Origin of the sequence: Amycolatopsis pithecellobii (genome assembly GCF_009707865.1) — a bacterium.
GTDB lineage: Bacteria > Actinomycetota > Actinomycetes > Mycobacteriales > Pseudonocardiaceae > Amycolatopsis_E > Amycolatopsis_E pithecellobii.
In genome coordinates, this window is record NZ_WMBA01000012.1 from 73,815 (window position 1) to 96,580 (window position 22,766).

Annotated in this window: 30 protein-coding genes; 11 read left to right on the forward strand and 19 right to left on the reverse strand. The window is 68.9% G+C overall.

The annotated features are described in order from the left end of the window. Window positions 1-28: 28 nt before the first annotated feature. Genes GKO32_RS10815 through GKO32_RS10860 form a run of 10 tightly spaced genes read right to left on the reverse strand, consistent with a single transcriptional unit; the run spans window position 29 to window position 4,953 of the window. Complete coding sequence (locus tag GKO32_RS10815; protein WP_154756680.1) at window positions 29-313, reverse strand: gas vesicle protein K; 285 nt, start codon at window positions 311-313, stop codon at window positions 29-31. Continuing rightward, window positions 306-494, reverse strand: a complete 189-nt coding sequence (locus tag GKO32_RS10820; RefSeq protein ID WP_154756681.1) for a gas vesicle protein — start codon at window positions 492-494, stop codon at window positions 306-308. Before GKO32_RS10820 ends, GKO32_RS10815 begins: the two co-directional genes overlap by 8 nt. Beyond that, window positions 491-1,261 carry a GvpL/GvpF family gas vesicle protein gene (locus GKO32_RS10825; RefSeq protein ID WP_154756682.1) on the reverse strand — a complete coding sequence of 257 codons (771 nt, stop codon included), beginning with the start codon at window positions 1,259-1,261 and terminating at the stop codon, window positions 491-493. The genes GKO32_RS10820 and GKO32_RS10825 overlap by 4 nt, the downstream gene beginning before the upstream one ends. Continuing rightward, window positions 1,254-1,610 (reverse strand): gas vesicle protein, encoded by a 357-nt coding sequence (locus GKO32_RS10830; RefSeq protein ID WP_154756683.1) that lies wholly within the window; start codon window positions 1,608-1,610, stop codon window positions 1,254-1,256. The genes GKO32_RS10825 and GKO32_RS10830 overlap by 8 nt, the downstream gene beginning before the upstream one ends. Beyond that, window positions 1,610-1,933, reverse strand: a complete 324-nt coding sequence (gene gvpO, locus GKO32_RS10835) for a gas vesicle protein GvpO (protein ID WP_312867790.1) — start codon at window positions 1,931-1,933, stop codon at window positions 1,610-1,612. Before gvpO ends, GKO32_RS10830 begins: the two co-directional genes overlap by 1 nt. 6 nt (window positions 1,934-1,939) lie before the next feature. Beyond that, complete coding sequence (locus GKO32_RS10840) at window positions 1,940-2,188, reverse strand: gas vesicle protein GvpG (RefSeq protein WP_154756685.1); 249 nt, start codon at window positions 2,186-2,188, stop codon at window positions 1,940-1,942. Window positions 2,189-2,191: 3 nt separating this feature from the next. Then, window positions 2,192-2,950, reverse strand: coding sequence for a GvpL/GvpF family gas vesicle protein (locus tag GKO32_RS10845; protein ID WP_154756686.1), 759 nt, complete (start codon window positions 2,948-2,950; stop codon window positions 2,192-2,194). Between the two features lies 1 nt (window position 2,951). Continuing rightward, window positions 2,952-3,350: a gas vesicle protein GvpJ gene (gene gvpJ / locus GKO32_RS10850; RefSeq protein WP_154756687.1), complete on the reverse strand. Its 399-nt coding sequence runs from the start codon at window positions 3,348-3,350 to the stop codon at window positions 2,952-2,954. Then, window positions 3,347-4,318 carry an SRPBCC family protein gene (locus GKO32_RS10855; RefSeq protein WP_154756688.1) on the reverse strand — a complete coding sequence of 324 codons (972 nt, stop codon included), beginning with the start codon at window positions 4,316-4,318 and terminating at the stop codon, window positions 3,347-3,349. The genes gvpJ and GKO32_RS10855 overlap by 4 nt, the downstream gene beginning before the upstream one ends. A 5-nt stretch (window positions 4,319-4,323) precedes the next feature. Further along, window positions 4,324-4,953 carry a hypothetical protein gene (locus GKO32_RS10860; RefSeq protein WP_154756689.1) on the reverse strand — a complete coding sequence of 210 codons (630 nt, stop codon included), beginning with the start codon at window positions 4,951-4,953 and terminating at the stop codon, window positions 4,324-4,326. A 375-nt stretch (window positions 4,954-5,328) separates the two neighbouring features. Between GKO32_RS10860 and GKO32_RS10865 the strand changes: the two genes are divergently transcribed. From GKO32_RS10865 to GKO32_RS10875, 3 genes are all read left to right on the forward strand, one after another. Next, complete coding sequence (locus tag GKO32_RS10865) at window positions 5,329-6,501, forward strand: MFS transporter (RefSeq protein WP_154756690.1); 1,173 nt, start codon at window positions 5,329-5,331, stop codon at window positions 6,499-6,501. A 20-nt stretch (window positions 6,502-6,521) separates the two neighbouring features. Further along, on the forward strand, window positions 6,522-7,463 hold the full coding sequence (locus tag GKO32_RS10870) for an alpha/beta fold hydrolase (protein WP_154756691.1): 942 nt from the start codon (window positions 6,522-6,524) through the stop codon (window positions 7,461-7,463). A 199-nt stretch (window positions 7,464-7,662) separates the two neighbouring features. Then, window positions 7,663-8,259 carry a TetR/AcrR family transcriptional regulator gene (locus tag GKO32_RS10875; protein ID WP_312867791.1) on the forward strand — a complete coding sequence of 199 codons (597 nt, stop codon included), beginning with the start codon at window positions 7,663-7,665 and terminating at the stop codon, window positions 8,257-8,259. Between the two features lie 3 nt (window positions 8,260-8,262). Here the strand turns inward: GKO32_RS10875 and GKO32_RS10880 are convergent, their stop codons facing one another. From GKO32_RS10880 to GKO32_RS10895, 4 genes are all read right to left on the reverse strand, one after another. Further along, window positions 8,263-8,805, reverse strand: coding sequence for a DUF3455 domain-containing protein (locus tag GKO32_RS10880; RefSeq protein WP_154756692.1), 543 nt, complete (start codon window positions 8,803-8,805; stop codon window positions 8,263-8,265). Window positions 8,806-9,020: 215 nt separating this feature from the next. Further along, window positions 9,021-9,227, reverse strand: a complete 207-nt coding sequence (locus GKO32_RS10885; protein WP_154756693.1) for a tautomerase family protein — start codon at window positions 9,225-9,227, stop codon at window positions 9,021-9,023. Between the two features lie 32 nt (window positions 9,228-9,259). Further along, the gene (locus GKO32_RS10890; protein WP_154756694.1) at window positions 9,260-10,162 is read right to left on the reverse strand and encodes an SDR family oxidoreductase; all 903 of its coding nucleotides are present in this window, start codon (window positions 10,160-10,162) and stop codon (window positions 9,260-9,262) included. 13 nt (window positions 10,163-10,175) lie between these two features. Beyond that, complete coding sequence (locus GKO32_RS10895; protein ID WP_154756695.1) at window positions 10,176-10,916, reverse strand: SDR family oxidoreductase; 741 nt, start codon at window positions 10,914-10,916, stop codon at window positions 10,176-10,178. Between the two features lie 132 nt (window positions 10,917-11,048). Between GKO32_RS10895 and GKO32_RS10900 the strand changes: the two genes are divergently transcribed. Further along, window positions 11,049-11,897, forward strand: coding sequence for a helix-turn-helix domain-containing protein (locus GKO32_RS10900; protein ID WP_312867792.1), 849 nt, complete (start codon window positions 11,049-11,051; stop codon window positions 11,895-11,897). 3 nt (window positions 11,898-11,900) lie between these two features. Here GKO32_RS10900 and GKO32_RS10905 read toward each other — a convergent pair whose 3' ends face one another. The 3 genes from GKO32_RS10905 to GKO32_RS10915 all read right to left on the reverse strand — a co-directional run bounded on the left by GKO32_RS10905 (window position 11,901) and on the right by GKO32_RS10915 (window position 13,969). Beyond that, on the reverse strand, window positions 11,901-12,536 hold the full coding sequence (locus GKO32_RS10905) for an endonuclease (protein ID WP_312867793.1): 636 nt from the start codon (window positions 12,534-12,536) through the stop codon (window positions 11,901-11,903). Next, complete coding sequence (locus GKO32_RS10910; RefSeq protein ID WP_154756696.1) at window positions 12,529-12,864, reverse strand: DUF6292 family protein; 336 nt, start codon at window positions 12,862-12,864, stop codon at window positions 12,529-12,531. The genes GKO32_RS10905 and GKO32_RS10910 overlap by 8 nt, the downstream gene beginning before the upstream one ends. A 61-nt stretch (window positions 12,865-12,925) precedes the next feature. Further along, a complete protein-coding gene (locus GKO32_RS10915) occupies window positions 12,926-13,969 on the reverse strand; it encodes a GAF and ANTAR domain-containing protein (RefSeq protein ID WP_154756697.1) in 1,044 nt (347 codons plus the stop codon). Window positions 13,970-14,121: 152 nt separating this feature from the next. Here GKO32_RS10915 and GKO32_RS10920 point away from each other — a divergent pair, with 152 nt between their 5' ends. Both GKO32_RS10920 and GKO32_RS10925 read left to right on the forward strand, forming a co-directional pair. Next, window positions 14,122-14,502, forward strand: coding sequence for an anti-sigma factor antagonist (locus GKO32_RS10920; RefSeq protein ID WP_154756698.1), 381 nt, complete (start codon window positions 14,122-14,124; stop codon window positions 14,500-14,502). A 66-nt stretch (window positions 14,503-14,568) separates the two neighbouring features. Beyond that, window positions 14,569-14,901 (forward strand): plasmid stabilization protein, encoded by a 333-nt coding sequence (locus GKO32_RS10925; protein WP_154756699.1) that lies wholly within the window; start codon window positions 14,569-14,571, stop codon window positions 14,899-14,901. A gap of 44 nt (window positions 14,902-14,945) precedes the next feature. Here GKO32_RS10925 and GKO32_RS10930 read toward each other — a convergent pair whose 3' ends face one another. Beyond that, complete coding sequence (locus GKO32_RS10930; RefSeq protein WP_208024366.1) at window positions 14,946-15,320, reverse strand: hypothetical protein; 375 nt, start codon at window positions 15,318-15,320, stop codon at window positions 14,946-14,948. Next, window positions 15,304-16,056 (reverse strand): IclR family transcriptional regulator domain-containing protein, encoded by a 753-nt coding sequence (locus GKO32_RS10935; RefSeq protein WP_208024367.1) that lies wholly within the window; start codon window positions 16,054-16,056, stop codon window positions 15,304-15,306. The genes GKO32_RS10930 and GKO32_RS10935 overlap by 17 nt, the downstream gene beginning before the upstream one ends. Window positions 16,057-16,197: 141 nt before the next feature. Between GKO32_RS10935 and GKO32_RS10940 the strand changes: the two genes are divergently transcribed. Genes GKO32_RS10940 through GKO32_RS10960 form a run of 5 tightly spaced genes read left to right on the forward strand, consistent with a single transcriptional unit; the run spans window position 16,198 to window position 22,717 of the window. Beyond that, a complete protein-coding gene (locus GKO32_RS10940) occupies window positions 16,198-17,193 on the forward strand; it encodes an alcohol dehydrogenase catalytic domain-containing protein (protein ID WP_166459484.1) in 996 nt (331 codons plus the stop codon). Next, window positions 17,190-19,115, forward strand: coding sequence for an oxidoreductase (locus GKO32_RS10945; RefSeq protein ID WP_154756701.1), 1,926 nt, complete (start codon window positions 17,190-17,192; stop codon window positions 19,113-19,115). The genes GKO32_RS10940 and GKO32_RS10945 overlap by 4 nt, the downstream gene beginning before the upstream one ends. Beyond that, window positions 19,112-20,539: an FAD-dependent oxidoreductase gene (locus GKO32_RS10950; RefSeq protein WP_154756702.1), complete on the forward strand. Its 1,428-nt coding sequence runs from the start codon at window positions 19,112-19,114 to the stop codon at window positions 20,537-20,539. Before GKO32_RS10945 ends, GKO32_RS10950 begins: the two co-directional genes overlap by 4 nt. Beyond that, window positions 20,508-21,845: an MFS transporter gene (locus GKO32_RS10955; RefSeq protein WP_154756703.1), complete on the forward strand. Its 1,338-nt coding sequence runs from the start codon at window positions 20,508-20,510 to the stop codon at window positions 21,843-21,845. Before GKO32_RS10950 ends, GKO32_RS10955 begins: the two co-directional genes overlap by 32 nt. 14 nt (window positions 21,846-21,859) lie before the next feature. Beyond that, window positions 21,860-22,717, forward strand: coding sequence for an IclR family transcriptional regulator domain-containing protein (locus GKO32_RS10960; RefSeq protein ID WP_154756704.1), 858 nt, complete (start codon window positions 21,860-21,862; stop codon window positions 22,715-22,717). Window positions 22,718-22,766: the final 49 nt, after the last annotated feature.

Genomic DNA, 22,766 nt, shown 5'->3' on the forward strand with positions numbered 1-22,766 from the left:
CCAGCCGCCGAAAGGAGTCAGGCGTTGATCACTCTTCGGGAAGCAACGTCCCGAGCGGACCGAGGTCCAGATTCAGGTCTTCCGGTCTCACGTCGAAGTACTCGCACAACTCGCCCATGCGTTGCTCCAGGCGCATGAGTGTTTCGCCGATGGCCTCGACCTGTTCGTCGGTCAGGTCGCCATGGTCCACCCGGCGCAGCGCCTGCCTTTCCATCAGCTGGCGCAGCAGTTCCACCACGGTCAGCACGAGACCGACGAGGCTGCGTTCTGCGTTTTCCGGATCCGCGTTGATCCGCCGCTCCGGCTCATTCATCGGGAGGCCTCAGCGCGGTGACGGAGGACAGCAAGGTACGCAAGGAAATGTGCACCAGATCGACGTCCGCAATGGACAGTACGAGGTCACCGCTCACCACGACACCGCCGGCCAGTACCCGGTCGAGCAGATCGACGAGCGCGACCGGCCGTTCCAGCGGCGCCGGCACCGGTTCGGTCATGTCTCCTCCAGCGACGCGAACGAATACGGCGGCCACGGGCCGGTCACCTGCGCCCGGATCGCGTCGTTGTCCTCCTCGCAGGCTTCGGCGGCGTCGATGAACTTCCGTGCGTCCGCATCGCCGACCAGATACGCGGCGTTGAGGATCATCCGCCCGTTCTCCGCGGCGAGTGCCCGGCTCTGCGGGGGATGGGTCCTGGCGTCGACGGCCAGGGTGGCGAGCCGGGCGTGGATGCGCCGCGCCTGCTCGATCGCGCGTTGTGACCGGTTTTCCCGCGCGGACAGCGCCGCACGACGGCGGGCGAGATACGCCGTCCCGGCGCCACCGCGAGACGAACTGCTCGGTGCGGCAACGGATTCCGGCTCGGCACCGAGGAAAAGCTTGACGCCCCACTCGGTCCGCCCGGTCAGCCGGTCGAGCGTCCGGCGGCAGTCGGCGGCCCGCTGCGCCAGCATTTCGCGGACGCGCTCGTCGTCGTGGTAGACCGTGGCCAGGCGGATCGGCACCACCGGGCGCGCCGCACGCACGGCGGCGATCACCGCGTCATGTGCCTTCGCGACGGCACCGAGCCAGTCGAGGTCTTCGAAGTTGCGCCGCAACGCTTCCTCGCCGAACGCACTCAGCGGCACGTCGCCGACCACCGCCGCCAGCTCCGCGGACTGGAGGACCCGCGGTGTTTCGCCCGCCACCCCGGACACCGCCCCGGGCACGGCAGGATCGAGTTCGCCGGTAATGACGTAGAGCCAGATCCCGTATTCCTCAGCCATCGTCCGCTTCCTCGATCGCCTGGGGTTCCTTGCCTTCGAGCTCCGCGATCCGGGCCTGCAACCGCCGGTTTTCGTTCTGCAGCCGCGAGGTGTCGCCACTGAGCCACGGATCGCTTTCCCACCAGTTGATCCCGACTTCCCGCGCCGTTTCGAGCGAGGCGATGACGAGCCGCAGCTTGATCGTCAGCAGTTCGATGTCGAGCAGGTTGATCTGGATGTCGCCCGCGATCACCAAACCCTTGTCCAGCACTCGTTCCAGGATGTCACCGAGGTTGGCGGCCTGGTGGTTCCCGGTGGTCGCGAGACTGGGCTGGGACGAGTTCGTGGTGAGCGGCTGCTGGGGGGACATCAGCTCACCCCGTTCCCGTTCCCATTCCCGGCGCCCGCCTTGCCACGCGCGTACTGGCTCAGGCGGCGATAGGCCAGCAGTTCGCCGTCGAGATCCAGCTCGACCCGGTAGATCGCCAGAATGTCCGACGACGAGGGGATCCGGCGTTCTTCGAGCACTTCCACCTCCACCAGCCAGCCGTCCTCGGCCGGTTCGACCGACGTGACACCGAGAGGTGAACTCGACACCAGCTCACCGAGGTGTTGGAGTGCCTTGGCCCCCGCCTCCGAGGCCGTCAGCTCTTCGCGGCGTGGCTCCGTACCGTCCCGGGAATTCGCGGCCACCAGTCGTCACCTCTCCTCGTCCGGCGCCGGGTCCGACGGGGTCAGCCGGTCCAGAACCTCTTGTTGCGCCTCACGTTCCTCCTCGGCGGAGATCTCACCCGCCGCCCTTGCCTCGGCAGCAGCCTCCAGCTCGCGCCGTACTGCCGCCGGATCGGTCTGCTCCTCCTCGACCCTGCGCTGGATCAACTCGCCCAGCGAGATGACCCCGTGGACCGGCGCGAGCGGGAGGCCGAAGATCGTCGACAGCAGTCCCATCGGTTACTCCTGCGGCCCTTGGGTGACCACGAAGTCGTACGCGCCGAGCGGACCGAGCAGCCGGACTTCCACCCGGTCTTTCCAGGCCTCGGCCAGCTTGCCCACTGCCTCCTCGAGATCGCCCTGGTGCGCCGTTTCGGCCAGGCACGCCAGATGCACCGCGTCCCGTTCGTGCGTCGGCTCCCGCAGCGCGATCTGCACGTCGAGCGGTTCGAGGGCCTCGACCATGCGCTGGGTGTCGAGCTCCCGCTTGGCCGCGATGCCGTTGTTGATGTTCTCGCCCAGCGCCATCCGTTCGTTGCGGGTGGCGTCCTCGGGCTTGCCGCGGATCGATTCCCGCAACTCGGCCAGTTGCGGGTTCTCGTCGAGGATTTCGTGGAGAATGGCCTGCTCCACATACCGCGCCTTCACGACGTATTGGGCTTTGCCTTCCAGTTCTTGCAGCGCCGTCAGGAAATCATCGTGGTGAGCTTTCAGCAGCTCGTCCTTGACGGCCTCCTCCGTGCTCACCGCGGCGCCGAACCGCAATGGCAGCACCGGAGTTTCTCCGGCGGCGGCGTCGATCAATGCCGCGTGTGCGGTCAGATCTTCCGGCCTGCCCAATGGCTGGTCCCGCGGAATCTCACTCACCAGTGCGGCGATCTGGTCGCACACCAGGGTTTTCACCGGGGCGGGCGGGTCACCGATCCCGCGCGCCTCGGGGTCGGTCTCAACGTCCGCGGGCACGATCCCGTACACGTACACGACGCTTTCCGTGGCCATTTCAGTTGTTCCCTTTCCGGCGGCGTCCGGCGGGTTCCTGCTCGTCCTCGCCGAGAATGTCGCGAAGCTTGTCACCGGCTGCTTCGAGCGCACCCTTGGTCTTGGCTTTCGCTCCGCCTTGGTTCATGTCCTCGAGCAGATCGGGCAGCCCTTTTTGCTCGGTGTCGGAAATGTCGAGCCGGTTCACCGCTTCGGCGAACCGCAGATAAGTGTCCACACTGGCCACCACGACTCGGGCATCGATGGTCAGCAATTCGATACCGACCAGGGAAACCCGGACGTAGGCGTCGATCACCAGTCCTTTGTCGAGAATGGTGTCGATCACGTCCGCGAGGCTGCTCGAGCTCGGGCCGCTGAGCCCGCCCCCGCCGCCACCGGACGGCTGTACGGCTGTGGTCATTGCGCTTCCTGCTCTTCCTCGTCGGATTCGGTTTCCTCGTCCTGCTCGTCTTCCTCGGGCTCGCCTTCCTGGTCCGCCTCGTCGACGACCTGGCCATCACGGATTTCGCCGCGCCATCCGTCGACATCGTCGGGATGCAACAACACGACGGTCATCACGTGACGGCGGAAGTGCTTGAGCTCCAACCGGACCCGGCGGCCCTGGGCACGCCAGATGTTCCCGGTGCGCTCGAAGAAACCCTGCGGGTGATACTCGAGCACCACCAGGACCCTGGTCAGATCCGGGGTGAGTTCGTGGAAGGTGACGGCACCGTCCACATGGCCCTTCTCACCCTCTGACCGCCACACGATCCGCTCGCTGGGCACCTGTTCGAGGATGGTGGCTTTCCAGGACCGGTGCGACCACAAGATCTGCGCCTTCCATTCCAGCTCCTCGTCGCTGACCTGCTCGACGTTTTCCACTTTCTTCATGAACTTGTGGAATTCGCTGAACCGCGTCCACTGGTCGTACACCAGGTCGACCGGGGCGCCGATGTCGATCTCCTCGATGATGTTGGTGACCTTGATCTTGTCGCCGCCAGCGCCGCCGCCACCCGAGAACGCGCCGCCGACCTTTTCCGCAACGCCGGACAGCACGCCCTTGACCGCGCCCATGGCGGCCTTTCCTTTCACACTGGGTTTTCCTCCGGTCACCGCCTCGAGAAGACCGCCGCCACCGCCACTGGCGTAGTCGGTGAGACGGCCCGAGGTCGAGGTGATCCGCTTGGCCAGTGCGGTGGTCGCACGCGTGCTCACGGTCACTGCCAGGTTGCGCAGCGCGTCGGACAGTTCGTCAGGCAAGGGGAGTGCGGTCACCGCTTTCGACGCGGTGTCGGTCGCCTTGGACGCGGTGTCGGTGACCTTGCTCGTCACCCCCGATGCGGCCTGACCGCCTTTGTTCGCGGCTTTCCTCAGTTGCTTGGTGGCCATGGCATTCACCTCCCGGCCCGGCGCACCGGTGTCCGGCGCGACGTGGCGCGGCCGCGACGCGCGGGCTGCCTGCGGGGGCGCTCTTCTTCCTCGTCTTCGCTTTCCTTCTCAGCGCTCTTGGCGCGGGGGGAGGTGCGGCGGCGTGCCGGACGTTCCGGTTCGGGCTCCGGTTCCTCTTCGGCGCTTTCCTCTTCTTCCGAAGATTCGTCGGAGGCTTCCTCCGAGGTTTCTTCCGAGGATTCCTCTGGAGTCTCCTCAGTTTCTTCTGCTTCCGCGGTGTCCTCTGTGTCCTCTGCGGCCTCATCGGACGGCGCGGTCGCCTTCTTGGCTCCCTCGGAAAGCTTGGCTCCCTCGGAAAGCCGTTCGGTGAGCGAGTCGATCCGGCTGCTGGCCGCGGTGACGGCGGCCGCCTTGGCGGCACTCAGCAACTCACCGCGCGCGACGTCGGCCAGCTTCCCCAGTTCGCCCGAAGAACCGAGCTGTTTCAACCCGTTCTGCAGCAGTGCGGCCGGGGAAGTGTTCACTCGCCCGGTCGCTCCGGCGGCGGCGATCATCAACGCCAGCCGCATCTTTTTCGTCCGTCCCAGTAGGTATCCAGTCCCCACCCCAAGGGCGATACGTGTTCCTGCCTTCATCGCTGTCCTCCTTCGCTCAACCGAGCTACCCGGGGTGAGAATCGCGAAACCCCGGAACGGGGATGAAAACAATGTTCGAAGCCTGGTGACGCCGTGAAGATCAATTAACCGGGCGGATTTCACGGCGAGTTCACTGACCAGAATCCGCTCAGCAGCAGGGAAAGTCGGCAAAACTGATCCACAATGGACAGTCTCGTCGTAAATAGCTGCTCCGTTCGGCCCAACTTCCCCGATTGCTCACGCAGTGCACACGATCGAATCCTCCGGGCGCCTCTTTTTCTGATGTGCCAATGGAAATGTCTGACGCATCACATCTTGGACCGAGCTGTCCAAGAATCATGGACTGATCGGTCAAGGAACGCTAGCCTCGTGGCCATGACGACGAAGACAACGCAGGCGCCGCCAAGCCGGCGAGCTTCGACGGGGTTCCGGTCCGTGGCGGCCGTGTATCTCCTGGCCATGCTCGGCGGCACCCTCCCGGTGCCGCTGTACGTGCTGTGGGCGCCAGCCATGGGTTTCGGCCCGTTCACCACCACGTTGATCTTCGCCGTCTACGCGATCGGCGTCGTCGTCTCGCTGATCCTTTTCGCGTCGATGTCGGACCGCTCCGGGCGCCGCCCGCTCATGGTGGCCGCGCTGGTGCTGGTCGCGGCGAGCACCGTGTCGTTCCTGCTTGCCGGCAACGTCGTGATGCTGCTGGTGGCGCGGGTGCTCAGCGGGCTGGCGACCGGCGTGATCACCGCAACGGCCACCGCCTGGCTGGAGGAACTGGGCGGGCCGAGGCGCGCCACCGTGACCGCGACGGCCGCGAACCTCGGGGGGCTCGGTCTGGGGCCGTTGGTCGCGGGTCTGTTCGCACAGCTGGCACCCGCGCCGACCCACCTTGTTTTTGCCGTCTATCTCGCGACGCTGGTGCCGGCCGTGCTGGCGATCGCGCTCGCACCCGAAACCGTGGACGACCGCAGGCCCCCGGTCGTGATCATGCGCCGCCCGACGGTCCCGGCCGGTCGGGCGGACCTGGCCCGGTTCGCGAGCGCGGCGGCCGCGGTCTCCGCGGGGTTCGAGGTGAACGCGTTGTTTTCCTCGCTGGTACCGGGCTTTCTGCACCAGGGCCTCGGCGTGACCAATCAGGCGGTGGCCGGGGGAGTGGTCGCGGTGCTGTTCCTGTCAGCGCTTCTCGCCCAGCTTTTCGCCCCGCCTCGCCGGCTGTCGCAGCACTGGATCGCGGCGGCGTTGCTGATCTCCGGCGTGGCCGTCTTCGTCGCCGGACTGTGGACCCGGTCGCTGGCGGTTTTCGTGATCGGGACGGTGCTGGCCGGTGCGGGCAGTGGTCTGTCGTTCCGCCGCGGCCTGGCCGTCACCGCGCGGCTGGCCGACCCGCGGCGCCGAGCCGATCTGAACGCGTCGTATTTCCTGGCCGCCTATGCCGGAAATATCGTGCCGACCCTGGCACTCGGCGGGCTGGGGCAGCTCCTCCCGCTCAACCTCGCAACCTCGTTGCTCGCCGCGGTCGTCATCGCGGTCACGGCCCTCGCCGGCCGTGCCTGAAAGAACCGAAGGAGAAACTGATGACTGTCACTCTCGACGCCCCGGCCGGTCCCGGCTCGGTGGACGGCACGCCCGGTCTGCCCGAAGGTTTCGGTGACGTCTTCGCCAGCCGCTGGGTCGACATCGGCGAGCTGCGTCTGCACGCCGTGGTCGGTGGGGACGGGCCGCCGCTGCTGTTGCTGGCGGGCTGGCCGCAGACGTGGTACGCGTGGCGGCTGCTGATGCCCGAACTGGCGCGTGACTACACGGTCATCGCCCCCGACCCGCGGGGCGTCGGCCTGTCCGGCAAACCCGCCGGCGGCTACGACATCGGCACCCTCGCCCGGGACATGGTGTCGCTGATGGGGGCGCTGGGCCACGCACGGTTCGCCATGGTCGGCCACGACGTGGGGATGTGGACCGGCTACGCACTGGCCGTCGATCACCCCGACCGGGTCGAGCGGCTGGCGCTGGCCGAGGCGGTCATCCCCGGCCTGGCCCCGTCGCCGCCGATCTTCGGCCCCCAGGATGTGGTGAACCGCTTGTGGCACTTCACTTTCAACCGGCTCGACGAGCTCAACGAACTGCTCGTCGCCGGCCGCGAGGACGTGTTCTTCCGGTGGCAGTTCGCGAACAAGGCGGCGAACCCGCTGGCGGAAACGGCGATCCAGCACTATATCGAGTCCATCGCTCGCAGTCCGGAAGCGCTGCGCGCCTGTTTCGCGTTCTACCGTGCGGTCACCGAAAACATGGCCCAGAACGCGGAACGCGCGGCGACCACGCTGACGTTGCCGGTGCTGACGATCGCGGGGGAGCGCTCCACCGGTGCGCTGGTGGAGCAGACCATCGCGCCCGTGGCGTCGGATGTGCACAGCATCGTCATCCCGGACTGCGGTCATTTCCCGGCGGAGGAAGCCCCCGCGGTGACGCTGGCCGCCGTCAGGGAGTTCCTTGCACCGTACCTGCAGGCCCGCGCGAGTTGAGCGTTGCGTGCGCGCGAGTTGAGCGTTGGGTGCGGGCGAGTTGAGCGTTGCGTGTGGCGGGAACGTGCAACTCGCGGGGCGGGAACGCGCAACTCGCGCGGCAGAAACGTGCAACTCGCGCGGCGGGAACGTGCAACTCGCGTGGCGGGAACGTGCAACTCGCGCGGCTAGGCTAGACCACGGCAGGAAGGAGAGCGGTGTGTCGGGGCGCAAGCAGTTCGACGTCGACGAGGCGCTCGACAAGGCGATGCGGCAGTTCTGGGAGCACGGCTTCGCCGAAACGTCGATCGACACCCTCGGCAAGGCGATGGGGCTCGGGCGCGGGTCCTTGTACGGCACCTTCGGGGACAAGGACGCGCTGTTCCGGCAAGCTCTCGTCCGGTATTCGGCGTCGTACGAGCACCGCTACGATCTGGCGCTGGCCGAGCACCCGGACGATCCGGTCGCCGCGATCGAGGCCTTCTTCGGGGTGATCCTCGACCGCATCGCCGACCCGGACGTGCCCGGCGGATGTCTCGTCATCCAGTCCGCGGCGCAGGGCTCGGCGCTTTCGCCCGAAGCGCGCGACGCCGTCCGCGGTGCGCTGACCGCGCAACGGCGTCGCGTCCGCCGGGCACTCGAACCGGCGTCGGCGACGGTCGATGCCTCGGTGCTCGACGATCTGGCCCTGCTCGTCACCGGCGTCCAGCAGGCGATCGTGGTGCAGAGCCGTTCCGCCGCGTCACCGGAGGAACTGCGTTCCCTCGCCAGGACCGCCGTCGACGCCGTCGCGACGGCGCTGGACAAGGCACACTGAGGCTCAGTACCCCGGCGCGTAGAAACGGTATTCCGCGGAATAGGGCACGGCATCCAGTGCGCCGTCGGTGCAGGCGCCGGCCGGCGCGACACCGCCCACGGTGTCCAGCCGCTGAACGTAGTCGACGGAACCGAAGACGCCGGCCCCACGGTTGCCCGTCGACTTCAGGAGCAGCTGCGGCACCGCACCCGGCGTGGGCACGCTCGCCACGGTGGTGCCGGTGACGGCACTGCCGTCCGCCGTGGCGATCCACTTCGGGCCCGCCGTGTGCAGCACCTGCGTGCTGGTGGCGTCGAGCACCGCGGCGGGCTCCAGCAGTGCCCACGCCTGGTTCGTGCAGCTGTACACCTGGCTGCCCTCATCGACATGCGCGGTGAGGACGAGCCGGTGCCCGTCCGGGACACGAAGTTCGCCCGGTACCGCGACGGCCCCGATCCGCGTGTTCGCGGCCGATGCCGGAGCGGTTGCCGGGCTGCCCCCGGGCAAGCCGGGTAGCGCCAAGGCCCCGACGCCGAGCAGGGCGACGACGGGCAGGACGAACTTCATGCGATTCCCCCAATGGAATAGTGACCCTCGTGTGCGCCCGTTCCTGGACGCACTGACGAGTCTCCTGATGGTGGCCGGTGCGGTCAAATTACCTGATGTGGCAAGAAATCGACGCGCCCGGCCATCAACAGCACTTCATCGTCGGTCCATTGTGGATAATCATCGGGCACGGAGTGTGGTAATGGACAACAAATCCGTCCCGTTCGGGTCGGCGGTTACTTCCCCTGCAACTTGGCAAGGGTGAGCACGGTGTCCGCGATACCCCAGCCGCCGTCGGCGACCTCTTCGACGAGGACCATCGTGTTGGCCCGCGCCTGGTCGCCGTAGATCTCGGCGTACAGGTCGGTCGTGCGGTGGATGATGAGCTCCTTCTGCTCGGCGGACAGCGTACCGGCGGGCACCTTGTAGTTCGCGAACGGCATGATCTTCTCCTTCTTCTCTCTTCTGGTTGCGGTCAGCGGGTGGCGTTGGCGGGCAGCAGTTCGCTGATCCCGATGCGGTGGTAGAACTCGGCCCGGATGCGGTCGTTGACGGTCGACACGACGTCGCTGCCATCACGGCTGGGGTCGATATGGGTGCGGAACGGCCGTTGCCCGGCCGGCAGTTCGATCACTCGCGCGATCTCGTCGGCGACCTCGTCCGCGTCATGGCCCTCCGGGAAGATGTCGGTGAGCCGTTGGGCCATCCCGGCACGCAGCTTCCCGTAGTGCGCGTCGTACGCGTCGGCCCGTGCCTCGTCCGCCGGGGTGCCGGCATGCGCGAAATGGTTGGTACCACTGGGATACGCGCCGGGAACGACGATCACCGTGTCGATACCGAACTTGAGCACTTCGGCCGCGTAGCTCTCGGCGAGCGCGTCCATTCCCGCCTTGGCGGCGAAGTAGGGCGCGAGGAACGGCGGGTGGCCGCCGCGGGTGCTGGAGCTGCCGACCCACACCAGCAGGCCGTTTCCCTGCTCCCGCAGGACGGGCAGCGCCGCCCGGTTCACCCGTTGCGTGCTGAGCACATTGACGTCGTAGAGCTCCGCCAGCTGCTCGGGGGTGAACGCCTCGGTGGGGCCCAGCACCATGTGCCCGGCGTTGTGTACCACCACATCCAGGCGGCCCTGCTCGTCGACGATCCGGGCGATCGCGGCATCCACCGACGCCTGGTCCTGCACGTCCATTTCGATCCCGCGCGCGTCGATCCCTTCGGCCGCCGACAGTTCGGCCAGTTCCTTGACCCGCGGTGCGTTGCGGTCACCGGTCGCGCGCATCCCCGCGTACACCGTGTGCCCGGCCCGCGCCAGGGTGCGGGCGGTGAGGTTGCCGAATCCCGAGGACGCCCCGGTGATCACGATGATTTGCTTGTCACTCATGGAGAATCTCCGCTCAGATGATTCCGCCGTTGGCACGGATGAGCTGGCCGTTGACCCAGCGGCCCTGCGGTCCGGCGAGGAACGCGACGACGCCGGCGATGTCCTCCGGCGTGCCGAGCCGCTCCAGCGGCGGCTGAGCGGCGAGCCGGTCGATCGTGTCCTGGTCCTTGCCCTCGAAGAACAGGTCGGTCGCGGTGGGGCCGGGGGCTACGGAGTTGACGGTGATGTTCCGCCCGCGCAGTTCCCGCGCGAGGATCAGGGTAAGTGCCTCCACGGCCCCCTTTGTCGCGGCGTATCCGCCGTAGCGCGGGAAGGACAGGGCGGTCACCGAGGACGACAGGGTGATCACGGCGCCCCCGTCACGCAGCCGGCGCGCGGCTTGCTGCGCCACGACGAACGTGCCACGGATGTTGGTGCGGACCAGCTCGTCGAATACCGCCAGGTCGAAGTCGGCGACGGTCGCGAGCGGCATCGTGCCCGCGCTGTGCGCCACCACATCGACCCCGCCGAACGTGGTCTCGGCCGCGTCGAACAGCGCGGTCACCGCCTGCTCGTCGCCGACGTCGGCTTGTGCGGACATCGCCTGCCCGCCCGCTGTCTCGATGTCGCCGACGACCTCGTCCGCGAGATCCTTGCGCCCCGCGTAGCCGACGACGACGGCGAAACCGTCGGCCGCCAGCCGGCTCGCGATCGAACGGCCGATTCCGCGGGAGCCGCCGGTGACGATCGCGACCCGGGTGGTGGACTCAGTCATTGTGGACTCCTTCGCTCTGGTTCCTGTCGGACATCACCGACTCTGCCCAGCGCCGCGACGGGGTACCAGGTGGCGTTTACCCGGGGGTTGCCGACCCCTGGCTCAGCGCGGCGAGGAGTGCACACTGGTGGGGTGAACCTCGGTGAACTGGGCCTGTTTCTCAAGTCGCGCCGCGACCGGATCCGGCCGCCGGACGTCGGTCTGCCCACCGGTCCCCGGCGCCGGGTGCCGGGCCTGCGCCGCGACGAAGTGGCTCAACAGGCCGGAATCTCCGTCGACTACTACATCGAGCTGGAACGGGGAAGCGGCGCGCAACCGTCCGAGCAGGTGCTCGCCTCGCTCGCCCGCGCGCTGCGCCTGACCCTGGACGAACGCGATCACATCTACCACCTGGCGGGACGTCCCGTGCCGCCCAGCGGTGGTGCCGCCGCGCATGTCCACCCCGGGATGCTCGACCTGCTCGGCCGGTTACCGGGCACACCGGCGCAGGTCATCACCGATCTGCACGTCACGCTGGTGCAGAACGATCTCGCCGTCGCCCTGCTCGGCCCGGCGCCTGCCACGCGGGGAATCGAGGCCAGCCTGGTCTACCGGTGGTTCACCGACCCGGCGGCTCGCACGATCTACCCGGCCGACGATCACGAACAGCATTCCCGGACGTTCGTGGCGGACCTGCGTGCCGCTGCCGCGCGGCGCGGCGGCGATCAGGAAGTCACCGCGCTCATCACCGAGCTGCTGCGGCGGAGCCAGGAATTCGGTGAGCTGTGGGAAAAACAGGACGTCGCCGTCCGCCGCAACGATCGCAAGCGCATCGTGCACCCCAGCCTCGGTGTCATCGACGTCAACTGCCTCAACCTGGTGAGCGAAGACGGCACGCAACGGCTGCTGTGGTTCACCCCGGCCATCGGCACCGAATCCGTGGACCAGCTGGAACTGCTGGCCGTCGTGGGCACCCAGGACCTCACGCCCGACCGCCGCTGACGGTCAGCCCTCGGCCACGGACTCCGCCAGTTCCCGGTCCAGCGCGACCCGCACGAGGGCGGCGGCCAGGAGTGCCTCGTCGTCAGTGTGCCGGGCGAGCTGCGCCGGGTCCGCCGGCAGCCCGATCCGTTTCGCGCCGTCGAGGGCCTTCTTGTCCAGGTACGGCCGCAGCTCCGGCCACACCGCCTGCGCCTCCCGGCAGAAGATGTCCGCACCGACCGGGCCGACCCGGGCGAACTTCCGCAGCCGCCGCCGGATTCCCTCGGTGCCACCGTCACCGGCCTCGCGCAGTTTCCGCAGATCGCCGGAATAGTCCCGCAGCAGCGTTTCCGCGCTGTCCCCCAACGCCGTGGCGGTCTGCTCGTCGTAGCGCAAGTAGTGCGCCCGGCCCAGCGCGTCCACCCGATCCTGCCACCGGGAATCCGCCATCGCCCGCGGCGTCGTCAGCTTGGCCGCGGCGAGTTCCTTCGCCGCGGCCACCGCGATCCCGGCATTGATCCGGGTGGACAGCAGCGTCGCCAGTACCAGCAGCCGGTACAGCGGCGAAGGCTTGTCGGCGAGCTTGATGCCGGCCTCGTCCGCGTACGTCCGGCCCGCTTTGTCCAGCAGGCGCCGCACGATCACAGCCTGGTCAGACACGGGCACCCGACGGTTGCAGCGCGCGGCGCACCAGGTCGGAGATCTCGGTCGGCTCCGGGTGCACGAGCTCGGGCCAGCTCGCCAGGACCCGGTGCTCCTCCATCCGCTCCGGCTCCAGCGCGAGCGCCCAGCCGTTGTTGCTGTCCCACACCAACATCAACAGCCGGCCGGGATGCCTCGGCGAGGTGTCGGCCAGCGCGATGTAGGCCCACGACGGGGTGCCGTACTCGGTCAGTGACGCGGCGGGTTCCACGCCCAGCGCGACAGCGACGGATTCGACATAGTGCCGCAGTTGGGGGTGCGACCGGAAGGTCGAGGCGGTTTTCACGGATGCTCCTCACCGGCGAGCTGTGTGCTGCCACTGGGAGTTTTCCCACTGTCAGGTGGTTTCAACCGTCCTGTGTGGGCACATCGAGTTCCCCGTGACGGATGGTGAGGGTGCGGGCGATGTCGACGAGTTTGACGTTGAGCGACTGGGAAGTCTTGCGCAGCAGATCGAAGGCTTCCTCGGCGGTGATCCCCTGCCGGTTCATCAAGATGCCCTTGGCCTGCCCGATGACGTCGCGGGTGTCGATCGCCTGTCTCAGCTGGGTTTGGGCCAGCTCGGCGAGTTCCGACGTCTGGGTATTGGCCAGCGCGAGTGACGCGTGGGTGGCCAGCAGCAGGGCGAGATGCCGCTCGGTGTCACTGAACCCGTACGGCTGCCGGCAGTAGATGTTCAGCGCACCGGACGGCCGTCCGCTGCCGGTGGCCTGCAACAGTTCCGTGGCCAGGACGCAGCGATATCCGCGCTGGGTGGCGGCGGCGGCGAACTCGGGCCATCGCCGCTCATGCGCCAGGTCCTCGCTGAGCACATAGCCGGGGCCTTCCGGGCGCGCGGCGTCGACGCACGGCCCTTTCCCCGACTCGTACTGCACCTGGTCGAGCTGGCCGGCGACCACGCTCGTCTCGACGGGTGTGGTGAATTCGCCCTCCGGCGTGCGGATGGTGACGCTGACCAGATCGGCGGCGGGGATGACGATGGTAGCGGCCTTGATGATCTGCTCCAGCGTGGCGGCGACCGAGGTCTCGCCGAGCAGGGTCCGGGTCAGCGACTCGAGCTGCTCCGCGAGCGTGCTGGTGTCCGCTTGCTCGTCGTCGTTGGTCAGTGCCCGGTCGAGGTCGCTGAACAGGGACAGCGCGCCGATGGCGGTGAGTGTCTGCGCCGCCGCGCCGGTGGGATCGACCACGACATGGCAGCGGATCCCTTCCTCGGCACGGAGGCGAATGAAGGCGTGCACGGCCTCTGCGTCCGCCGCGGTGAGCGGCCGCACGTCACGCAAATCCAGCACCACGAGTGGCGTCAGCACACCGGCCGCCGTTGCCGGGAGCTCGCCGAGCTGACCGGAAAGGCGCAGCACCAGCGCCCGGTCCACCCGCAATCCCTTGTCCATCAGGCAACTCTAATGCGGCTTGCCGTGCCAGTGGGTTGTCGACCTGCTTTTTGCCTGCCAGGTGGGAGTCGTTACTGTCTTGCACGTACTCAGGTTGAGCAACCAGCCTGCCGCCCCGGCAAGCGACTCCCGTGGTCGCATTGGAGGGCTTGATGGTTGCTGCGCCTGATTTTCTGGACCCGCCGGGCGATCTGTTGCGGATTCGCCGCGAGCTGGCCGATGGCGCCGTGGTGCTGCGCGTGGCAGGTGATGTGGACCTGTCCACCGCCGGCAAGCTCTCCGAGCAGTTGCGCGGTGCACGGGATTTCGTCGTCCCGCCGGCTCCGGTGATCGCCGATCTGGACGAGGTGGAGTTTCTCGGCTCGGCGGGCCTGATGGCTCTGGTGCAGGAAAACGAGGCCTGCCGGCAGCGTGGGCTGACGCTGCGGATCGTGAGTTCGTCGCGGCTGGTGGTGCGCGCGATCAGCGTCGCCGGTCTGGCCGAGGTGCTGCCCGTGCTGCCCACCGTGCAGGCCGCGCTGACCATGACGTAGCGCAGTGTTTCCCCGCGAGCGATCCGGGTAGTCAACGGATCGGTTGTTCGCGGAAGGGAGGTCATCATGCCTCAGCAGGCGTGGAACGCCAAACGGGAACGGCAGTACAAGCACATCAAGGACAGCCAACGTGAGCGCGGCGCGGGTGAAGGGCGCGCGGAGGAGATCGCGGCACGCGTGGTGAACAAGAACCGCGCGCAGAGCGGCGAATCCCGGCAGGCGAGCAAGACTTCGACGAAGGATGTCTCGCCGCAGCATCGTGGCGGCAAGCGTTCCGGCAAGCGGCAGGGACCAGGCGGGCCGACGCGGGACCAGCTGTACAACGAGGCCAAGAAGCGCGGGATTCCCGGCCGTTCGAAGATGACGAAGAAGCAGCTCCAGCAGGCTTTGGGCCGCTGAGCCCCAGCCGGGCCCTGGCAGGTGATGCCCCGCCTGCCAGGGCTTTACCCTGCCTGGACCTCGATGTATTCGAAGACGGCGCCGTCCGCGTGGCGCGCGATCATGCGTGCGCCGTTGGGTGCGTGCGCGGGGCCTTCCAAGATTTCGCCGCCGGTTCCGGTGATGGTGCCCTGGGCCGCGCCGATATCGGTCACCAGCAGGGTCGCCGTCCGGCGGACGCGTTCGAGGTCCGGCGGCGCGCCCGCCAGCAGCAGGAACGGTCCTACCCAGGCGAGTTCGATGTCGCCGAACCGGAAGCGCCGGACGTCGGTCGTGCCGGCGAGCGAGCAGTAAGTTTCCAGTGCGGTGTCGAGGTTTTCGACCTCGACGCGGGCGAGGACCTCCCGGACGACGGGCATGGTTTCACTGGTTCCCGGCATAGCTCTGCTCGATTCGGTGCGCGGCCTCGAGAAGTGCGGGCCGGATCGTCTCCGCCAGCGCCGAGTGACTGACGCGGTCCGCGTGACTGGAAATCCCGATCGCGGCAACGGTTCCCCCGTCACCGTGCACCGGCACCGCGACCGAGCGGACGCCCGCGTCCGGTTCGTCGCTGGTCAGCCAGCCGTCCCGGCGGATCGACGCGATGTCCGCGCGAAGTGCCGGCCGGTCCAGTCCGTCCCGGGACTCTCCGGTGAGGTAGCCGGCCAGCCACTCGTCCGGCTTTCCCGCCAGCAGGACCCGCCCCAGTGAGCTCCGGTACGCCGGCACGCGGCTGCCGACCGCGACGTTCGCCGCCATCAGGCGGTTGCTGGGCACGTGGGCGACGAACACCGCCTGATCCCCTTCGAGCACCGCCATCGACGCGGGTTCGTTGAACCGCGCGGAAAGCGCGGCCAGCCGGGGCAGCGCGAGACCCGGTAAGCGCAGTGCCGCCAGGTAAGCGTCGCCCAGTTCCAGCACCGCCGGGTGCAACCGGAAGTGCTGGCCCTCGGTGCGGAGATAGCCGCGGGCGAGCAACGTGTGCAGGAAGCGCCGGGCGGCGGCGCGGTCGAGTCCGGTCGCCTTGGCCACGTCGCTCAGCGTCATGGCCGGCTGCTCGGGCCGGAACGCGGCGAGCACGGCGAGCCCGCGCTCGGCGGAGGTCACCAGCTCCGGATCGGCTTCTTTCGCGGTCACGATCACCAGCCTAGCTCTCGATCAGGCGTCCAGCGCACGATGGTGCGAATACCTGCGCAAGGGCATCCCCGCTTGCTTTTTCCGCTGGATCGGCCAATACTCAGGCGCTGTGCGAACGAACGTGCGCAAGGAGCCGAAACAATGAAGGTTGCGGTGACGACCGGGCCACACCGGGTCGAAATCCTCGAACGCCCGCCGTGTGAGGCCGGCGCGGACCAGGTGCTGGTGGCTGTCGAATCGGTGGGCGTCTGCGGCACGGACGCGCATATCTGGGCAGGTGAATACCCCGCGGCCACGTTGCCGCTGGTGCAAGGACACGAGATCACCGGCTGGGCGGACGGCCGGCGCGTCGTCATCGAACCGGCGTTCTCCTGTGGCCACTGCTTCGCGTGTCGAGTCGGCCGTGCGAACGCCTGTGCGCGCAGCGCCGTGCTCGGTGTGCATCTCGACGGCGCGCTGAGCGAGCTGATCGCCGTACCGGCCGCTCGCGTGCACGCCGCCGAGGGGCTGTCGGCCGTGACCGCCGCCATGGTCGAACCGGCCGCCATCGCCATGCAGGCCGTCGCGCGGTCGCAGCCCACGGCGGGGGCGGACGCGCTGGTGCTGGGCTGCGGCCCGATCGGGCTGCTGGCCACCCGCGCGCTGGTGGACCGCGGAGTCCGGGTGGCCGCCCTCGACCGTGTGCCCGCGCGGGCACAACGCGCCCGGCGATTCGGGGCCACCTACGCCGAGCCGGTCGGCGAAACGCTCGAGGCACACCAGCGGGCCGCCATCGTCGAGTGGGCCGGTGGGGAGGGCCCGTCCATCGTCATCGAGGCCACCGGCGCGGCCGGTTCGCTGGCCACCGCGCTCGATCTGGTGGTGAGCGCGGGCCGGATCGTGGCCGTGGGCATCTCCGCGGCGCAGGCCCGGTTGCCGATGAACACGTTGCCGTACAAGGAACTCGACCTCGTCGGCAGCCGTAACAGCCGGGCGCTGTTCCCCGAAGCGATCGAGTTCGCCGGGCGGCACCATGAGCTGGTGGAGGAGCTGGTGACCCACCGCTTCCCGCTGGCGCGGACGCAGGACGCCTTCGCCCTCGCGCACAGCGGCGACCCGGCGCTGGGCAAGACCCTCATCGAGGTGGGCGGCGCATGAGTTCCCTCGCCTCGCCGCTGCGACTCGGGCCCGTCGAGTTGCGCAACCGCGTCGTCGCCGCGCCGATGGAACGCAACTACTGCGATCACCACGGCATCCCCACCGACCACTACGTACGGCGACTGGCGGCGGTCGCCACGGGCGGCACGGCACTCGTCTACGCCGAGGCCGCGTTCGTACGCGCGGACGGCCGGGTGCGTCCCCGGCAGCTCGCCGCGGACGAGGACACCACGATTGCAGGCCTGCGGCGGCTGGCGGACACGGTGCACGAGGCCGGCGCGCTGTTCGGGATGCAACTCGTGCACGGCGGGAGGCTCGCCAAGGCGGCTGTCAGCGGGTATCAGCCGGTGGCGCCCTCGCCGGTCGTCGCGACGGTGATCGACGGCGACCTGCCCGGGCAACTCGAACCCGACGACATCGCCGACCTCGCCGCCCGCTACGCCGATGCGGCCCGCCGCAGCGCCGACGCCGGAGCCGACGTGATCTCACTGCACGCGGCACACGGTTACCTGCTTGCGCAGTTCCTGTCGCCGCGGACGAACCAGCGCACCGACCGCTACGGAGATCCCGCGCTGTTTCTGCGGGAGGTCATCACCGCGGTCCGCGACGCCGTGCCGGGGCTGGCCGTCGGGATTCGCGTCTCGGCACACGAAGGGCTCCCCGACGGACTCGATGTCGAGGCGACCCTCGGCATTCTCCAGCGGGCCGGAGTGTCCGAATTGGACTTCGTCGACGTCTCGGCCGGATGTTACGAGGCAGGCCAGTGGATTACTCCGCCCGGGGAGTTCCCGCGCGGTGTGCATGCGGAGGCGGCCGCGCGGTTCCGTGCGCTCGGACCGCCGGTCGGGGTCGCGGGCCGGATCGTGGACGGGGCGACCGCGCAGGAGATCATTTCCCGTGGGGAAGCGGATTTCGTCACCGTGGCCCGTGCGCTGCACGCCGATCCCGAGTGGACCAGGAAAGTCCTCAATGGACAGAAGCCGCGCCCCTGTATTTCCTGCAACTACTGCACCGACGCGCTGCGCACAGGCGAACCGGTCGGGTGCGCGGTGGCACCCGAGGCCGCCGGGGCCTTGCCCATAGCCGCGCCCGTGACCGGCAAGCCGGGCGTACTCGTCGTCGGCGGGGGACCGGCCGGGCTGGAGGCCGCCCGCGTCGCCGCCGCCCACGGCTATCGCACCCGGTTGGCCGAACGCCGCGAGACACTCGGCGGTGCGCTGGGACTTGCCGCGCAGCTGCACGAATACCCGGAATACCGGCACATCATCGACTGGTACACCGGGGAACTGGCCGAAGCGAAGGTGGCCGTCGAGCTCGGGACTACGTTGTCCGCGGCCGATATCGCCGGCCAGCCCGAAGAGATCATCGTGCTGGCCACCGGAATGCCCCGTGCCGTGCCCCGGTTGCCCGGGGCGTCGCCAGGCCGGGTGCGCGGCCTGCTCGAGTGGCTGGCGGAGGAAACCGTTGCCGAGGACGAATACGTCGTGTGGGGCGCGGACCGCAACGGCACCGCCCTGGCCGACCATCTCGCGACGGCCGGCGCCAGGGTGACGCTCGTCGGCGCGGAACCGGAACTGGCGCACGATGTCGGGCCCAGGGCGAAAATCCTGCCGCTGGCCAGGCTCACCGGCGATCCGAAGGTGCGACTCGTGCTGGGCGCGGTGCTGACCGCGGTGGAACCGGAGCACATCCACGTCCGCCACAGCGGCGGGGAAACGGCGGTGATTCCCGCGTCCGGCCCGGTTCTGGTGTCGGTCGACGCCGCCGACGCCGTCAACCCGGTGGCCGGAATCCGAGCCGTGGCACCGGAAAAGACCGTGGTCGCGGTGGGCGACGCGGCCGGGGAGGGCGGCTGGTCCGCGCTCGCGGTCCGGCACGCCGCCCTCACCATGCACCGACTGGCAGGAGGAGAACGCAGATGAGTGCGCTACCGCGGCTCTCGACGGAGAACACGGTCAGCGTGCCGTCCGTCGAGTTGCCGATGACGACACACGCCGACGTCGTGGTCGCCGGGGGAGGGCCCGCGGGGTTCTGCGCGGCGATCGGGGCGTCCCGTGCAGGCGCGCGGGTGGTCCTCGTCGAACGTGGCCCCTTTCTCGGCGGCACCGCGACGGGGGCGATGGTCGCCAGCTTCATGGGTTTCTACTGGCGCGAGGTGCTGGTCGGCGGCGGCGTCGGGCACGAGATCACGCAGCGGCTCATCGAAGCGGGCGGCGCGACGGAATTCACCCCGTACGTCCTGGCCGAAGCGAGCGAAAACCCGCTTCGCGTGCGTACTTTCCCGTTCGACCCGGAGATCCTCAAGCTGGTCCTCGACGACCTGGCCACGGAGGCGGGGATCGAGGTGCTGTTGCACAGCCAGGCGACCAGTCCCGTGCTGCACGACGGAAAGGTGCACGGGCTGGTCGTGCAAGGCCGGTACGCCGCCGAAGCCATCGGCGCACCGGTGGTCGTGGACGCCACCGCCGACGCGGTGGTCAGCCGGAAATCGGGCTGTGGCACCGAAAACTCGCTCGACGAGCGTCGCGATCGCCAGCCGATGACCATGATGGCCCGGTTGTCCAATGTGGACGTCGGTCGGTTCAGGGCGCTGGACAGGGCGGAGAAGCGGCGGCTGGCCAGGCTCGGCGTCGAGACCGGTCAGCTCGCCCAGCAACTGCTGTCGCTGCTCAGTTCCCCCTCGGGCAACGACGCGTTCATCCTCATGACGAGGGTGACCGGGCTCGACGGGTCCGACAGCCACGACCTGACCAGGGCCGAGATCGCCGGCCGCGCCCAGCTGCGCTCGGTCATCTCGTTCCTGCGCGAGGCCGTGCCCGGTTTCGAAAGCGCTTACCTGTCCTCGATCGCGCCGTGGATCGGGGTGCGCGAGACCTGGCGCATCGCCGGTGACTACGTGCTGACCGAGTCCGATGTCCTTGCGGGACACCAATTTCCCGACGCGATCGCCCAGGCGGGCGGACCACTCGACGTGCACGACAACAAGACGGGGCTCACCCTGCTCGAACCACCCGCGCCGTTCTCGGTGCCCTATCGCAGCCTGCTGCCGAAGGGGGTGGACGGTCTGCTCGTCGCCGGCCGGTGCCTGTCCGCCACCCAGGCGGCCATGGGTGCGGTGCGGCACATGGGCACCGCGATGGCCACCGGCCAGGCCGCCGGTGTCGCGGCGGCGCTGGCCGCCCAGCTCGGCGTGGCCCCGCGTGCGGTGCCGCCCGAGCGGATCCGTGCCGTGCTGCGTACCCAGGGCGCGATCGTCGACCCACCGGCAGCGGTGGCGCCTTCCCTTTCCCGAAACCCCGACCCGGAGGTCAATGATGACCAGTCCCGCTTCACCCACCACGGATAAACGCGGGCGGACCCGCGCCGTCGCCTCGAACCTCATCGGCACCGTCCTGGAATGGTACGACTTCTACGTCTACGGGACGGCGACCTCGCTGGCGCTGGGCACGCTGTTCTTCCCATCCGTCAGTGCGGTGGCCGGGACGCTGGCCGCGTTCGCCACCTATGCGATCGGATTCGTGCTGCGCCCTGTGGCCGGGGTCGTGCTCGCCCGCTGGGGCGACGTCATCGGCCGCAAGAACGTCATGGTGATCTGCCTGATCCTGATGGGCATTGCCACCGGAGGTATCGGACTGCTGCCGACGTATACGAAGGTGGGGGTGCTCGCGCCGATCCTGCTGGTGGTGCTGCGGCTGGTGCAGAGCATCGGTGCCGGCGCCGAATACGGCACCGCGATCACGATGAGCGCCGAGTACTCCACGGCACGCCGCCGGGGACTGCTGGCGAGTATGCCCGCGCTCGGGGTGTCGCTGGGCATCCTGCTCGGCACCGGGGTTTTCGCGACGCTGTCCGGGCTGGGAAAAACGGAGTTTCTCGCGTGGGGCTGGCGGATCCCGTTCCTCATCGGGTTCCTCCTGGTGTTCGTCGGCCTCTACATCCGGCTGCGGGTCGACGAGTCGCCCGAGTTCACCGCCCTCAAGAAGACCGGAACCGTGGTGCGCAACCCGATCCGTGAACTGCTGCGGACCCATCGCAAGCGCGTGGTGCTCGCCGCGCTGGCCCGCTCCACCGACGCCGTCGGCAGCCAGATCTTCAACGTGTTCGCGATCTCCTACTGCACGAGCTCGCTCAAGATGCCCGCGGCGCCCGCATTGACCGGCGTGATGGCCGGAAACCTGGTGGGGCTGCTGGTCATTCCGCTCGCCGGACGCTGCGCGGACCGGTGGGGCCGCCGCCCGGTCTTCCTCACCGGCCTGTTCTCCGTGGCGGTCTTCGGGTTCCCGTTCTTCTGGCTGCTCCAGACCCGCAACCCGCTGCTCGTCGTGGTCGCCCTGGTGCTCGTGTACGGCATCGGAGTGAAGATCGCGCTGTCGGTGTCCGGGGCGTATCTGGCGGAGATGTTCGAGCCCCGGGTCCGCAACAGCGGCGTGAATCTCGCCCGCTCGGCCTCCGATCCGATCGCCGGGTTCACCCCGCTGATCGCCACCGGCCTGCTGGCGGTAGCGGGCTACTGGGCCGTCGGGGTGCTCGTGGTCGGCACCGCCCTGATCTCCGCCGCGGCCGTCATCGCCGGGCCCGAAACCGGTGATCACGGATCGAGCGGGCATGATGAAATGTCGAGCGGGAAGGCACGGAAGGCACCTGCTGAGTGAAGGGCACCGGGGATATGAGCAGCGAGGGGCTCGGCCCGTTCGTGCGGACCTTCGACCGCGGGCTGGACGTGTTGACGTGTTTTTCCGCCGACCGGGCCGAGCTGTCGGCGGCGGAGGTCGCGGCCCGGTGCGGGTTCGACCCGGCCACCGCCCGCCGCCTGCTGCGCACCCTGGAGTCACTCGGATATGTGGACGGCGCCGGGGGCCGGTACCGGCTCACGGCGAAGGTGCTGGACCTGGGCTACCTGACGATCGCGTCGCAGACCTTCCCCGAGATCGTGCAGCCCTATCTGGAGGATGTGGCGCAGGAAGTGGACCATTCCTGCTCGCTGGCCGTCCTCGATGGTGACACCGCGGTGTTCGTCGCGAGGGCCGCGGTGCGGCGGGTCATGTCGATCAGGCTGGCGCCCGGAACCCGGGTGCCGGCCGCGGCGTCGGCGGTGGGGCGTGCCCTGCTGTCCGGGCTCACCGACGAGCAGCTGACGGCGCACTTCACCCGCTTCCCCCCGGTCGCCTACACCGACCGGACCATCACCGACCCGCGGGAGCTGCTCGCCCGTATCGCCGAGGTGCGTGCGCAGGGGTGGGCACTGATCGACCAGGAACTGGAACGAGGTGTGCGCAGCGTTTCGGTCCCGCTGCACGACGCCGCGGGCGCCGTGGTCGCGGCGGTCACCATCGGCACCCACACGGGCCAGATCGATGACGACACACTGTTCCACGCCATCCTCCCCCACCTGCAAACCTGCGCGGCGGCGATCGAACGCACGGTCACCATCGGCCCAGTCTCAGCCACCATGTTCACGGGGCCGCAACCGGTGACCCCGTCATCACGTGTGGCGGATTCCACAATAGACAGCCGGCCCCGATAAGACACCAAAAGGCGGGGCCGCGCACATGAAGGGCAGCGGCCCCGCCGGA